A 13,148-nucleotide genomic window follows, 5' to 3' on the forward strand; every position below is an offset into this window, starting at 1 on the left:
TTTTGCTCTCACCGCAGCCCCGGAGGTGCAAAAAAGCCCGCCCCGAAGGGCGAGCTTTTCTGCACACGAAGCGAGGATACCGCCTGTGCGGTGCGCGGCCAGCAGCTGCGAAGGAGTACAGCCGGAGGAGGATGGGCGGCGCACCCGATATCCACGGATAACAAGAAGAAAAAGATTTCACTCAGAAGCGTCTTACCGCTTTCTGTAACCATATTGTAACTCTTTTGAAACCATTTTGCAAGAGTTTTTGCAAAGAAAATTGTAAATCTTTTGTAATTCTTTTTTCAGACCTTTTGTGCCCCTTCGTCGGCAAACTCCAGATAGCATTCAAATGCCATGTGCTCCTCGCGGCGGCCCACCACATACCAGCCATCCGCCGACGGGGCATAGGACACCACCACCTCGGCCCCCATGGGGATCTCGCGGTGGTATTTGATGGAGGCGAAGCGCAGAGGGCCTTTGCGGAGCACTTCCAGCGGCAGCGCGTCGCACGCGATGTCCAGATAGCAGGAGTTGTTTACATGGCCGTTCAGGTCGCACAGAGAATAGTGGGCCGTCCAATTGCCCGCAAAGGTCAAGTCCCTCGTTTTGTGCACGAGCTGAGGCAGCTCCCCTTCCAACGTATCATTCTCGTAGTTGGGGGTGCACCAACTGGGCTGGCGCAGGATGCGCTCCGTCTCGGTATCCACCACGATCCAGCGGCAGTCCACCATGGCAAGCTCACGGCCCGCCTCGTCCCGCAGATGGGTGATCCGCTTCATGGAGCCTTTTTTGCAGGGTTCACAGGCCGTATCCAGCGTGACCTTTTCGCCACGGGTGGGCATCCGGTAGATCTCCACCGCCTGTTTGCCCACCAGAAAGGCTGTGTGGCGGGCGGCAAAAAAAGCGTCGTCCATGCCATAGGCGCGGGCGTGATCCGCTGCCGCCTGTTCCACGTAGCGGAACAGGGCGCTGGGCTTGAGCATCCGGCGGAAGTCGCCGTCCGCATTCAGAACGGTGAAGGTCTCGGTGAAGTGATTCAGTTCCATTGTCAAACATTCCTTTTCAATCAAAAACAGGCCGCACCAAGGGAGGCGCAGCCTGTATGGGGTCAATACATATTGCGCGATTTTTTGCGCAGCTTCCGCCAGATGTTGAAGCACGCCAACGCGATCATGGCAAGGAGGAGCAGCAGGAAAATAACGCCGCTGCCGCCCTCATCGTAGCTCTTCATCTCGCTCCACTTGACGTCGAGTTCGCTGTTCACCTCGTCGCTCAGGTCGGTGAAGACCTTCTCCTTTTCGGCGATCTCCTCCGAGGGGAAAGCGATCTCGCTGTACTTCAGATCCTCGTCCAGCACGTCCCACACGGCCTGCATGGGGGTGGTGTAGCCGATATACTCGGCGTTCGCCTTGCCGATGTCCACTTCGCACATGAAGTTGATGAACATTTCGGCGGCCTCTTGGTTTTCGCTGGTGGCGGGGATGCACATGCTGTCCACCGAGAGGACACTGCCCTCTTCCGGGAAGACCCATGCCAGATCGGGGTTGTCGTCGATCATGGTGATGGCGTCGCCGGAGTAATAGACGCCGATGGCTGCCTCGCCGCCGATCATCTTATCGAAGATCTCGTCCATGACGTAGGCCTGAACAAGGGGCTTCTGGCTCTTGAGCTTCTCGACCACCTCGTCCACTTCCTCGGTAGACTGGGGATTGATGCTGTTCCCGGTAGCAAAAGCGGCGATGGCATAGGCATCGCGGCTGTTATTGAACATCAGCATATTGCCGGAATACCGTTCATCCCACAGGTCAGCCCAGCTGGTCGGAGCCTTGTCCACCATGGTGGTATTGTAGATGATGCCGGTGGTGCAGAGCATATAGGGCACCGAATACTCGTTGGTGGGGTCATAATCGGCGTTGCGGTACTCCTCGTCGATGTTCTGGAAGTTGGGGATGTTGCCATAATCGAGCTTTGCCAGCATCCCTTCCGAGATCATCTTCGCCACCATATAATCCGACGGGATGATCACATCGTAATCTGCCGCGCCGGATCTGAGCTTGGCGTAAAGGGACTCGTTGGAGTCGAAGGTGGTGTAGTTGACATGGATGCCGGTCAGCTTCTGGAACGCTGACACCACGTCCACGCTGTCGTCCGAACCGTTGGAGATGTACTCGCCCCAGTTGTAGACGTTCAGGGTAATGTTCTTTCCCTTGAAGCGGGTCCAGTCGTAGGTGTCAGTCACGGAGACGTCCTCGGTGACCTCGATGGTCCCGGCGGCCAGCGTCGAAAGCGGCAGACTCAGGGCAAGGACCGCCGTCAGCAGCAGCGCCGCAAAGCGTTTCATCTGTTTCATGCCACGTCCTCCCCTCTCAGTGCCCTCTGGTCGCGGCGGTACCCGCGGCTTTCCATCGCGTTAGAGATCAGGATGATGGACAGGATGACCACGAACATGATGGTAGACAGGGCGTAGATCTCCGGGCTGACCTTCTTACGGGTCATGGAGTAGATAGCGATGGGCAGGGTCTCGACTGTGCCGCAGTTGAAGTAGGAGATCATGAAGTCGTCGATGGAATACGTCAGGCAGATGAGGAAGGCCGACAGGATGGCGGGGCTGATCTCCGGCAGGATGACCTTGAAAAAGGCCTGTTTCGGGTCGCAGCCAAGATCGAGGGCGGCCTCATACAGCTTGATGTCCAGCTGCTTGAGCTTCGGGGACACGTTGAAGATGACATAGGGCACATTGAACGCGATATGCGCGATGAGCAGCGTGGGCAGACCCATGATGCTGTCGGGCAAAAGCTCGGTGTGGGCTGCGAAGCGCTGGTATGCCACGAAGAGCAGCATCAGCGAGATACCGGTAATGATCTCCGGGTTGACCACCGGGATATAGGTGATGTTGGTGACCACAAGGCGGCTCTTGCGGCCCATGGACGCAATTCCCAGCGAAGCCGCTGTGCCGAGGATGGTGGCGATGACCGCCGAAGCCAGCGCCACTTCCAGCGAGACGGCCAGCGCCCGCAGGATGGAAGCGTTATGGAACAGGCTGGTGTACCACTTGAGCGTAAAGCCGGTGAACAGCGCGTAGCCCTTGCTCTGGTTGAAGCTGAACACGATCATATACGCGATGGGCAGATACATGAAGCAGAAAAACAGGATGATATAGACCCGCTGCATCAGGCGAAGATGTTTTGTTTTCATCAGGACACACCCTCCATCTCATCCTCATCAAAGCTAGAGGTAAAGCTCATGCAGAGCAGAACGATGATCATCAGCACAAGGCTCATGGCCGAGCCGACGTTCAGGTTGTAGCTGTTGCCAAGGAACTGCATCTCAATCAGATCGCCGATCAGCAGGTTGGAACCGCCGCCCAGCATCCGGCTAATGACGAAGGTAGACACCGCCGGGACGAAGACCATCGTGATACCGGTGCTGATGCCGGGCACGCTCATGGGGATGAGCACCCGCAGCAGGGTCTGGGTGGTGGAGGCACCAAGGTCCTGCGCCGCCTCCACGATGCTCTGGTCGATCTTGGTCATGCTGGTGTAAAGCGGCAGGATCATATAGGGCACGTAGTTGTACACCATGCCCAGCACCACCGCGCCGGAAGTGTTCAGCATATTGAACGGTCCAAGGCCGAAGAAGCCAAGCACCGCGTTGACCGGGCCGTTCGTGCTGAGCAGACCCATCCACGCATAGGTGCGGAGCAGAAAGTTCATCCACATGGGCAGCATGACCAGCATCAGCATGATGTGCTGCTTGTTCACCCGCAGCCGGGAGAGGAAATAGCCCACCGGAAAGGCGATGATGAGGCAGATGACCGTCGCGATCAGGGCCAGCAGCAGACTGCGGGCGAACACCGAGCCGTAGCCGCTGATGGAGAGCAGATTGTCCAGCGTGAAATTGCCGTCCGCATCCGTCAGGGCGTAGTACACCACGATGATGAGCGGCACCACCGTGAACAGCGTCATCCATACGAAATAAGGATACGCAAGCTTTTTATCGTAGATCTTCATTTCGGCATCACCTCAAGAACGCGCCATGATGTGAATCTCGTTGGGGCCGATCTTCATGCCGATGGTCTCGCCGGGCGTACAGGCGCGGGTGGAATGGATGAGCCACTCCCGGCCTTCGCACTCCACGTGCATCTCAAAGTGGACGCCCTTGAAGATAACGTCGTTGACCACGCCGACCAGCTGGCCTTCCATGGGGGAGACCACTTCGATGTCCTCCGGGCGGACAACGACCTGCACGCTCTGTTCCCGCGCAAAGCCGCGATCCACGCAGGGGAACTCGACGCCGGAGAAGGAAACGAGAAAGTCACGGTGCATCACGCCGTCCACGATGTTGGAGTCGCCGATAAAGTCCGCAACGAAGGCGTTCTTCGGCTCGTTGTAGATATCCTCCGGGGTGCCGATCTGCTGCACCTTGCCGCCGTTCATGACGACGACGGTATCGGACATGGTCAGCGCCTCTTCCTGATCGTGGGTGACATAGATAAAGGTGATGTTCATCTCGCGCTGCAAACGCTTCAGTTCCAACTGCATCTCCTTGCGCAGCTTGAGGTCCAGCGCACCCAGAGGCTCGTCCAGCAGCAGGATCTCCGGCTCATTGACAAGGCTGCGGGCGATGGCCACGCGCTGCTGCTGGCCGCCGGACATCTGGCCGATGCTGCGGCGCTCAAAGCCTTTCAGGCCCACGACTTCCAGCATATCGCGCACTTTGCGGCGGATGGTCTCTTCGTCCATCTTTTTCAGGCGCAGACCGAATGCCACGTTTTCAAAGACGTTCAGGTGCGGGAACAGCGCGTATTTCTGGAACACCGTGTTCACCGGCCGTTTATAAGGCGGCACGCCCGTGATGTCCTCTCCTTTGAGCAGAACTTTGCCGGAGTTCGGTTCCAGAAAGCCCGCGATCAGGCGAAGGGTCGTGGTTTTACCGCAGCCGGAAGAGCCCAGCAGCGTGACAAATTCCTTATCGTGGATATCGAGGTTCAGTCCGTCCAGAATCCGCTGGCCGTCAAACTCCACAACGATATCCCGCAGGGATACGATCACCGAGTTGTCCATATGATACCAAATCCTCCTTAAACTCAGATACGAAAAAAGACAGGGCCGTTGCCCCATCCCTCGTACCGGGGTGATCGTCCCCACGCCGCGCCAAAGAACGGCAAGCTTTGCGCAGGGTCCTCTCCCCTATCGTGTCTATCTTATACAATTTGTGTGCAAATGTCAATCACTCTGACACAGTTTGCCCAAACTTTACGAAATCGGAAAAAACCGGCGCGGAGCATAGAAAAGCCCGGCGGCCCCTGTACAGGAAACCTCCGGGCGCAAAAACGACCATTGGATGAACTTTTGTTTCACGAATCCGCTGCCGCAGCGTCCGCGGCAAGGATAGTCTGGACCGTGGAACCGTCTACCGTGTAGAGCGAGGTGTCCCCCGCCACGGTCAGGTAGTAGTTGTCCATGCCCTCATAGTAGGTCAGGGTCTTGGTGCTGTCGGCTGTCTGGACCACAGCGGCGGCAAGCTCCTTCCTTCCGGCGGGGTCACCGTCCGTCGTCTGGGAGGTCACATAGCTGCTGAGGGCCGAAAGGAGTTCGGTGGTCAGCTCCGGGGTGAGGGTCTCACCGTTTTTCGTCAGCGTCACCGCTTCAATGGCCGAGCTCGTCAGCCCCGCCGGATTGAATGCTCCGAAGAGGTCCGTTTTTCGCACCTCGAAGCAGGACGCCTTTGTGCCGACCACCGTATAAAGGGCATCATCCCCGGCTTTTTTCAGGTAGATGTCCCCGGTGGCTGCATTCTCCGCCCCAAAGGTGAAGGTGTTCGTTTCCCCCGCTGCCGTGACCGTCACGATCAGCGAATCGGCGGTGAAACCGTAGTCTTCACCCGGCTCTTCGGTCAGCTGGCGCTTGGCATTCAGGGCGGCCAGCGCCGTGCGCATCGTATTGCAGGACGTTTCGTCGAGGTGGTAGGCCGGATCTTCGGCCAGTGTCCAGCCGCCGTCTGCAGAGTGGAGGGTGTTGGTCTCGCCGTTGTAGGTGACCACGATCTCCGTCAGATCGTCCGCCGCAAAGGAGGACAGCGGGATGGTTCCCTGCGCGGCTTCGCTGGCGGCCTGTTCCGCCTTCTGGTTCTGCCGGGTGAGCAGGGCCAGCGCCCCGCCCAGCAGCAGGACCAGCACCAGAAGCCCCAGCAGGGTGCGCTGTTTTGTTTTCATGCAGGCCTCACTTTCTGCGCCGCAGCACCACGACCACCGCGCCCACCGCCAGCAGCGCGGCGGGCAGGATGACGATGAACGTCAGCCCCAGCACCGCCGAAACGCTGCTGGAGACCGAGATGGGAGCCGCTTCCAGCGCCTTGGAGTCGATCAGTACCGTGCTGACCTGACCCGCCAGCGAGGCGGCACAGCCCTGCAGGAAGGTGCAGTTGCCGGGCACGACCTGATAGGCGGCTTCGTTGTCCATGTTGCCGCAGTTGACCCAGATCACTTCCGCCTCGGTGGTCTCATTCCGGGCATATGCTGCCAGCGCGAAGGGGCCGTCGAGGTCGCCGTCTTCCTTATCGGCGGTGACCATCTCGTAGCCCGCCGTTTTGCTGTAGGCGGAATTGGAGGTGGTAAGCAGCGCTTCCGAAACGATGTTGTCCGTCTCGGTCAGGGTGATGCCCTGCGCCATCTGCAGCAGCACATGGCGGCTGGTGTCCACACCGTCCAGCGCGGTGGTTTCGGTGGGGCTGGTGTAGTCTGGCAGCAGATAGTAGGGGTAGCCGTTCATAGAATGGTTGGCGTCTCCCTCCACCACAAGACCCTCGGTGCGAGTCAGACCGAACTCCGCCATCAGCGCGTCGAGGTTGGGGGTATTATAATAGGAATCGGTCAGCAGCAGCACCTTGCCGCCGCTGCTCAGATAGCTGCGCAGCAGCCTCATCTCGTCCACAAGGCTGCCCGCCGAGGCAAGATCCTGCGCGGGGTTGTTGATGATGAGCAGGTCGCAGTCCTCCGGGATGCCGCTGGAGAGCAGGTTCAGCGCCGTAAGGGAAAGGTTCTGGCTTTCCAGCGCATCGGTCAGGGTGTCGGTCAGGGTCTGCTCGCCGTGGTTGGTGGTGTAGTAGGCGTGCTTCTGCTCCCCGCTGGTCAGGCGGTAGATGGCCGAGGTGATCTCGTTTTCGCCCGCAAAGGTCACGCTGTAGGTTCCGGTGGTGTAGTAGTCGGAGTAGTCGTAATCGTAGAGGTCGGATGCATCCAGCACAACATTCTGGTCCCCGGAAACGAGGATCACACTGCCGGAAGAGGCCTCCTGTGCGCCGTACTGGGCCGCAAAGGTGGGGTAGACTGCCGGGTCCTTCAGCTCCCACGTAATGTGGCTGCTCTCGGCAGCGTATTTATCCAGCAGCTTGGAGATGATCTGATCTTCATTGCCGGTCTCGCAGAGGTAGTAGATGGTCACATCCTGCGAAAGCTCCCGTGCCACCTGCTTGGAGCTGTCGCCGAGGGTGTAGAGCCCAGCCTCCGAGAGGTCGAATTCGGTGTACTTGGACGGGATGGCCCGCACCAGCAGATTCAGCAGCACCACCGCCGCGATCACCGCTGCTGTAATGGCAGCAGAATACAGGCCGCTGCGGAACACTTTTCCGTCCGACGCGGATTTTTTCGATTTCAAAAATTTCATTGCTCTGCCCCTCCTTTCAGTTCCAGCGGCGCTTCTCGATGCTCTGCGCCGTGAAGAACAGGAACATTCCCGTCACGGTCAGGTAATAGACCAGCGTCGGGAGGGAGAAACTGTTGTTGACGAAATCCTCAAAGGGGGTAAAAAAGCATAGGACGCTCAGCACTGCGCTGAAAGCCTCGGTCAGCCATGCGCTCTGCAAAAGGAACAGGCCCGTCAACCCAAGGCAGAGGGCCGCAAAGGTCAGGCAGCCGAGGATGAAGCTCCGGGTGCGCAGCCCGGCCATCAGGGAAGCCGCTCCCGCAATGGCCGTGAAGACCGCCAGCGCCACAGCGCTGCCCGCGTTGAACAGGCTGCGGAGACTGGGCATCATGTAGGCCAGCAGCAGCACAGAGAAGCCCGCCACCGCCGCGATGATGGGGTTTTCGGTCAGGCCGGAGAGGAACTCCCCCATAGCGATGGCTGCACAGCCCAGCAGGAAATAGCACAGCAACGCGGCAAAATTGGCGGCAAGTGCCGGGACAGTGCCGCCCAGCGCCCAGAGGATGAGGATCATGACCACATCCATAAGGCAGGGCAGCGCAAAGACGGCGCACATGGCAAAGAACTTGCCCAGCACGATGCCCCAGACAGGGACCGGGCTGGTCAGCAGCAGTTGGTCGGTGCGGCTGCGGCGCTCCTCGGCCAGCGAACGCATCGTCAGCACCGGGATGTAGAGCAGCAGCATGAAAATCGTGCGGTATAACGTGTAGTAGCCGAAATCCGTCAGCCCATAGCCGAGGTTCAGCGCCAGAAAATAGATGCCCGACGAGGCCAGCAGAAAGGCCGTGAGCACATAGCCCAGCATCCCGTGAAAATAGCTGCGGAGTTCCCGCTTGAAGATGGCTGTCATTCCGCTTCCTCCTCCCCTGTTTCTTCCTCGGCATTTCCGCCCGTCAGCTCCATAAAGACTTCCTCAAGGCTCCGGTCTCCGGCGGTCAGCTCTTCCAGCGTGCCGGATGCCGCCAGCTTCCCCTTGGACAGGATCAGCACCTGTTGGCAGACGGCCTGCACCTCGCTCAGGATGTGGCTGGACAGGATGACGGTGTGCGCCTTGCCCAGCTCCCGGATGAGCTTGCGGATCTCGACCACCTGTGCGGGGTCAAGGCCGACCGTGGGCTCGTCGAGGATGATCAGCTTCGGGCTGCCCAGCAGGGCCTGTGCAATGCCGACCCGCTGCCGGTAGCCATTGGACAGGCTGCGGATGAGCCGGGGCATCACGTTATCCAGCCCGGTCCGATGGGCCGCTTTCCGCACTTGTTCCTTCCGGTCGGCCCGCTTCACACCCTTGAGCTCGGCCGCGAAGAGCAGATACTCCTCCACCGTCATCTCCGGGTAGAGCGGCGGCTGCTCCGGCAGGTAGCCCACGCACGCCTTGGCGGCATCGGCTTCCTCCGGCAGTGGGTGCCCCGCCACCGTGACAAGGCCGCCGGTAGCGGACAGGTAGCCGGTCAGAATGTTCATGATAGTGGACTTGCCCGCACCGTTCGGCCCCAGCAGACCGCAGATCTGCCCATCCTCCACGGTGAATGAAACATCGTCCACCGCAAGGTGTCGGCCATACGTTTTGGTAAGGTGTGAAACTTCGATCACAAAGAACGCTCCTCTCAAGGGCCGTGCAGAACCCAAAATTTTAGATCGCTGGTTTATTTTAGTCCGGAAATGTGTTCAAAATAAGGGAACCGTGTGTAAGATTCGCAAGGACTCCTTTTCCGCACTTTTCCGCGCAGATGCACAAAAAAGCGCCGCCTCCGCAAAGGAGACGACGCTTTGAAAGACCTGTAAATTACTTACGGCCGAAACGCTTGTTGAAGCGCTCAACACGTCCGCCGGTGTCAACCAGCTTCTGCTTACCAGTGTAGAAAGGATGGCACTTGGAGCAAACTTCGACGTGGATCTCCGGCTTGGTGGAACGAGTCTTGATGACGTTACCGCAAGCGCAGGTGATGGTGCAGTCAACGTAATTCGGATGGATACCCTGCTTCATTCTTTTTCACCTCATTTCTGGTTCTGACTTATTGGGGCCATATTATAAATGTATGTGCCCATCACAACCTTCAATATCGGCTACCCCCGCGAGCGGCCTTGGAAACGATTGCCTTAATATTATATCACGGATTTTCAAAAATGCAAGAGGGAAAATAAATTTTTTAGCTACTACGTCACCCCACCCGCTGCCTCTTATCCAGCCGCATCTTATCCGCGATCATCGCGATGAACTCCGAGTTTGTAGGCTTGCCCCGCAGGTTGTGGATGGTGTAACCGAAGTAGCTGTTGAGGGTGTCCACGTCGCCCCGGTCCCATGCCACCTCGATGGCGTGACGGATGGCGCGCTCCACCCGGCTGGCGGTGGTGCCGTTTTTCTTGGCGATCTCCGGGTAGAGCCGCTTGGTGACGGCGTTGATGTACTCCGGCTCGTTCATGGTAAGCAGGATGGCATCCCGCAGGAACTGGTAGCCCTTGATGTGGGCGGGAACGCCGATCTGGTGCAGGATCTCGGTCACCGTCAGCTCGTCGCTGTCCACACTGGTGGGCAGATGGTGCTTTTCCTTCCCCATAGCCACTTTGACCACGCGGCTGGCGAGGACATTTTCATCAAACGGCTTGACGAAATAGTAGGCAAAGCCTTCGTCCAGCAGCTCCTGAACCATTTCCTCACTCTGGAACGCGCCGGTCACGAAGAACGAGGTGTGCCGCTCCCCCGCCGCATTGTACTTCTGTTTGACGGCCAGCGCATCCAGTCCCGGCATGAATGCGTCCAGCAGCACCACCTGCGGCCGCACCGAGAGCATTTTCTGAAGTACCTTCTGTCCGTCTTTCTCGACGACCGTAACTTCCACGCCTTTTTGTTCCAGCGCTTCGCGGCAAGCCTCCGTGATCTCCGCACTGGTATCCGACATCAAAAACCGAATTTTTTCCATCGTTCATTCCTCCAAAGTGTGCAGTTCTCTTAACGCTTTTGATTTTACCATATTTTCCCATCTATTTCAACGGTTATTTTTGCCAGTTTTTGACATTTGAGGTCGAGTTCGAATTATTTATTTTGCCAATTCCGGCTCCTGCGCCCTCTGCGCCACGATTTCGGCCTGTTCCAGCATGGTCTGGGCGAAAATTCCGTAACCGCGTGTCGGGTCGTTGACAAGGACATGGGTCACTGCGCCCACCAGACGCCCATTCTGTACGATGGGGCTGCCACTCATCCCCTGCACGATGCCGCCCGTCTGGGCCAGAAGGGCCGGGTCTGTGACCCGAAGGACCATGTTCCGCTTGGCGTCGGCGTCGCTGATCCGCTCGATCTGGACCCGGTAGGCCCGCGGCGCCCCGCCCGACACGGTAGACCAGATCTCGGCGCTGCCGGTCTCGACCTCCTGCGCAAAGGCAACTTCCATCGTCTGCCCGGTGAACGGGGTGCGGGTGGTGCCGTAGACCCCGTTTTCTCCGTTGATGCGGATGCTGCCGATGGCCCGGCTGCTCAGGAAGCGGCCCTTCAGCTCGCCGGGGCTGCCCGCCGTGCCTTTGCTGCAGCCGGTGATCTCACAGGGGACGATTTCCCCGCTGCGCAGCGCAATGCTTTCGCCGGTGTCGCTGTCGCTGATGGGGTGGCCCAGCCCCGCAAAGGTGCCCCGTTCCTCATCCGCAAAGGTCAGCGTGCCGACCCCTGCCGAGGAGTCCCGCACCCACATTCCTGCCCGCCACTGGCCCACAGACTCATCCCAGATGGGCGTCAGGCTCGTTTGCAGCTGCTCTCCGTTTCGGATATAGACCACCTCCACGGCGTTCCCCTGCGCCGCTTCCAGCGCCGCCTTGACCGCGTCGTTGTCCTCCGTCGCCGTTGCACCGATCCGGATGACCCGGTCTCCAAGGCGCAGCCCGGCCCCCTTGGCGGGGTTCGTCGTGCCGCCGCTGGCCTTTTCCACATCCGAGAAGCCGACGATCAGCGCCCCCTCCGAAAACATCTTGACGCCGAACGGCGTCCCGCAGACGGTCACCTGCCGACGCTCCGTGACGATGGTGCGGATGGTCTTGATGGGCAGCCAGCCGCCCAGCGAGAGGGTGGTCTGATAGCTGCCCACCGCGCGGGTGCTGGCAACATTCTGGCTTCCACGGGCTCCCAGTGGCTCCACCCACGCAAAACGCGGCAGGGCCAGCGTCTGTCCGGGTTCCAGATAGACGCGGTCCGGCAGACGGCTGTACAGCCACCCCAGCGCCGCCAGCGGCAGAAGCGCCAGCATCGCCGCTGCTCGTTTGCCCCTCTGACGCCAACTGCGGCGGCCTCTGTTCTGCTGTTTCACGTGTTCCATCTCCCCGAATCTTTTTGGGGCTAGTATGCGCCGCACCGGGAGCTTTTATAAAAGTGGGCCGCGGGAATTGACTTTTTGGTTCGAACTTGGTACACTAGTAAAGTCAATCTGCGGGTATGGTGGAATTGGCAGACGCGCAGGATTTAGGTTCCTGTGCCGCAAGGCGTGTGGGTTCGACCCCCACTACCCGCATCCGAAAACAGCCCTCTTCGGTCCGGTTCTATGGAACTGCCGAAGAGGGCTGTTTGTTTTCAGGAGACCCTTTCTAGGGTTTGAGCACCTGTTCCACCGTGCAGAATGCAAATCCCTGATCCTTGTACCATTGGATGATATCCGGCAGCGCCTCAGCGGTGGTGCGGGTCGTGGCGGAATCGTGCATCAGAACGATGCACTGGGTCTGCTCGCCGGTCTCCCGCACAACATTGCGGTAGATGGTGTTGGCGCTGGGCTTGCCGCCCACGGCATCCTCGGCACAGACATTCCAATCCACATACGTATAGCCTTTTTCCTCCGCCTGTGCTTTCAACTCCGACATGATCCCCTTTCCGCCGTAGCGTCGGCTGACGGTATTGGTGCTGCCGCCCGGAAAGCGGAGATAGTGGATGCCGTCGGTCAGGATATAGGGCGAAATGCGTTCTTGCAGCAGCGCGATGTCCTCCCAGTAGGCGTCCGGGCTCTGGTAGATGTCACTGTACTCGTGGGAGGCGGAGTGGAACGCGATCTGGTGCCCCGCCGCCGCAGCCTCCGCGATGAGGGGCAGATACTTTTCGTTGTAGCCCGTCGCCACCACAAAGAAGGTCGCCTTGACCCCGGCAGCATTCAGCGCCGCCAGCACATCCGGTGTCGTTTTGCTGGGCCCATCGTCGAAGGTCAGGCAGACCCATTTTTCCGGCGGCGCAGGGAGTTTTTCCGGCACCGAGGCCGCCGGGGCCTCACTTTCAGTCGGTGTCAGGAATTCCGTGTCCGGAACCGGGGTCAGATCGCTCTCCCGGCAGCCGATGACCGGCGCGGCCGCATAGAAACTCCCCAGCAGAAAACCGGCGGCCAGCCCCAACATCAAGAGAATTCCACTACGAAATAAAATCTTTTTCTCCACCTTCACGCCAAAAACCTCCTTGTACGGTAATTTTATGAAAAAGCGGCTCTGTACAGGATATGACGGGCG

At 59.1% G+C, this 13,148-nt stretch carries 13 protein-coding genes and 1 tRNA gene; 1 reads left to right on the forward strand and 13 read right to left on the reverse strand.

All coding sequences use genetic code 11. The features are described 5' to 3' along the window. Positions 1–284: 284 nt before the first annotated feature. The 12 genes from C4N23_RS01660 to spoIVB form a co-directional block, all read right to left on the reverse strand. On the reverse strand, positions 285–1,028 hold the full coding sequence (locus C4N23_RS01660) for an acyl-[acyl-carrier-protein] thioesterase (RefSeq protein ID WP_112143607.1): 744 nt from the start codon (positions 1,026–1,028) through the stop codon (positions 285–287). Positions 1,029–1,090: 62 nt separating this feature from the next. Then, a complete protein-coding gene (locus C4N23_RS01665) occupies positions 1,091–2,323 on the reverse strand; it encodes an ABC transporter substrate-binding protein (RefSeq protein ID WP_112143816.1) in 1,233 nt (410 codons plus the stop codon). A 5-nt stretch (positions 2,324–2,328) separates the two neighbouring features. Beyond that, positions 2,329–3,177, reverse strand: a complete 849-nt coding sequence (locus tag C4N23_RS01670) for an ABC transporter permease (protein ID WP_112143609.1) — start codon at positions 3,175–3,177, stop codon at positions 2,329–2,331. Continuing rightward, positions 3,177–3,992, reverse strand: coding sequence for an ABC transporter permease (locus tag C4N23_RS01675; RefSeq protein WP_097838732.1), 816 nt, complete (start codon positions 3,990–3,992; stop codon positions 3,177–3,179). The genes C4N23_RS01670 and C4N23_RS01675 overlap by 1 nt, the downstream gene beginning before the upstream one ends. 12 nt (positions 3,993–4,004) lie before the next feature. After that, a complete protein-coding gene (gene potA / locus C4N23_RS01680; RefSeq protein ID WP_055187955.1) occupies positions 4,005–5,045 on the reverse strand; it encodes a spermidine/putrescine ABC transporter ATP-binding protein in 1,041 nt (346 codons plus the stop codon). Positions 5,046–5,338: 293 nt separating this feature from the next. Next, on the reverse strand, positions 5,339–6,196 hold the full coding sequence (locus C4N23_RS01685) for a DUF4340 domain-containing protein (protein ID WP_112143611.1): 858 nt from the start codon (positions 6,194–6,196) through the stop codon (positions 5,339–5,341). A 7-nt stretch (positions 6,197–6,203) separates the two neighbouring features. Then, positions 6,204–7,646 carry a DUF7088 domain-containing protein gene (locus C4N23_RS01690; protein WP_112143613.1) on the reverse strand — a complete coding sequence of 481 codons (1,443 nt, stop codon included), beginning with the start codon at positions 7,644–7,646 and terminating at the stop codon, positions 6,204–6,206. Positions 7,647–7,662: 16 nt separating this feature from the next. Continuing rightward, entirely contained in the window at positions 7,663–8,535 is an 873-nt protein-coding gene (locus C4N23_RS01695) for an ABC transporter permease (protein ID WP_055187949.1), read from the reverse strand. After that, positions 8,532–9,275: an ABC transporter ATP-binding protein gene (locus C4N23_RS01700; RefSeq protein ID WP_112143615.1), complete on the reverse strand. Its 744-nt coding sequence runs from the start codon at positions 9,273–9,275 to the stop codon at positions 8,532–8,534. Before C4N23_RS01700 ends, C4N23_RS01695 begins: the two co-directional genes overlap by 4 nt. Positions 9,276–9,468: 193 nt before the next feature. Beyond that, on the reverse strand, positions 9,469–9,669 hold the full coding sequence (gene rpmE / locus C4N23_RS01705) for a 50S ribosomal protein L31 (protein ID WP_005926533.1): 201 nt from the start codon (positions 9,667–9,669) through the stop codon (positions 9,469–9,471). Between the two features lie 175 nt (positions 9,670–9,844). Further along, positions 9,845–10,603 carry a sporulation transcription factor Spo0A gene (spo0A, locus tag C4N23_RS01710; protein ID WP_055187944.1) on the reverse strand — a complete coding sequence of 253 codons (759 nt, stop codon included), beginning with the start codon at positions 10,601–10,603 and terminating at the stop codon, positions 9,845–9,847. 117 nt (positions 10,604–10,720) lie between these two features. Beyond that, positions 10,721–11,974 (reverse strand): SpoIVB peptidase, encoded by a 1,254-nt coding sequence (gene spoIVB / locus C4N23_RS01715; protein ID WP_242983695.1) that lies wholly within the window; start codon positions 11,972–11,974, stop codon positions 10,721–10,723. A gap of 119 nt (positions 11,975–12,093) precedes the next feature. Here spoIVB and C4N23_RS01720 point away from each other — a divergent pair. Then, positions 12,094–12,175, forward strand: a tRNA-Leu gene (locus C4N23_RS01720). Positions 12,176–12,248: 73 nt separating this feature from the next. Here the strand turns inward: C4N23_RS01720 and C4N23_RS01725 are convergent. Next, a complete protein-coding gene (locus tag C4N23_RS01725) occupies positions 12,249–13,040 on the reverse strand; it encodes a polysaccharide deacetylase family protein (RefSeq protein ID WP_112143619.1) in 792 nt (263 codons plus the stop codon). Positions 13,041–13,148: the final 108 nt, after the last annotated feature.

The organism is Faecalibacterium hattorii (assembly GCF_003287455.1).
GTDB classification, from domain to species: Bacteria; Bacillota; Clostridia; order Oscillospirales; family Ruminococcaceae; genus Faecalibacterium; species Faecalibacterium hattorii.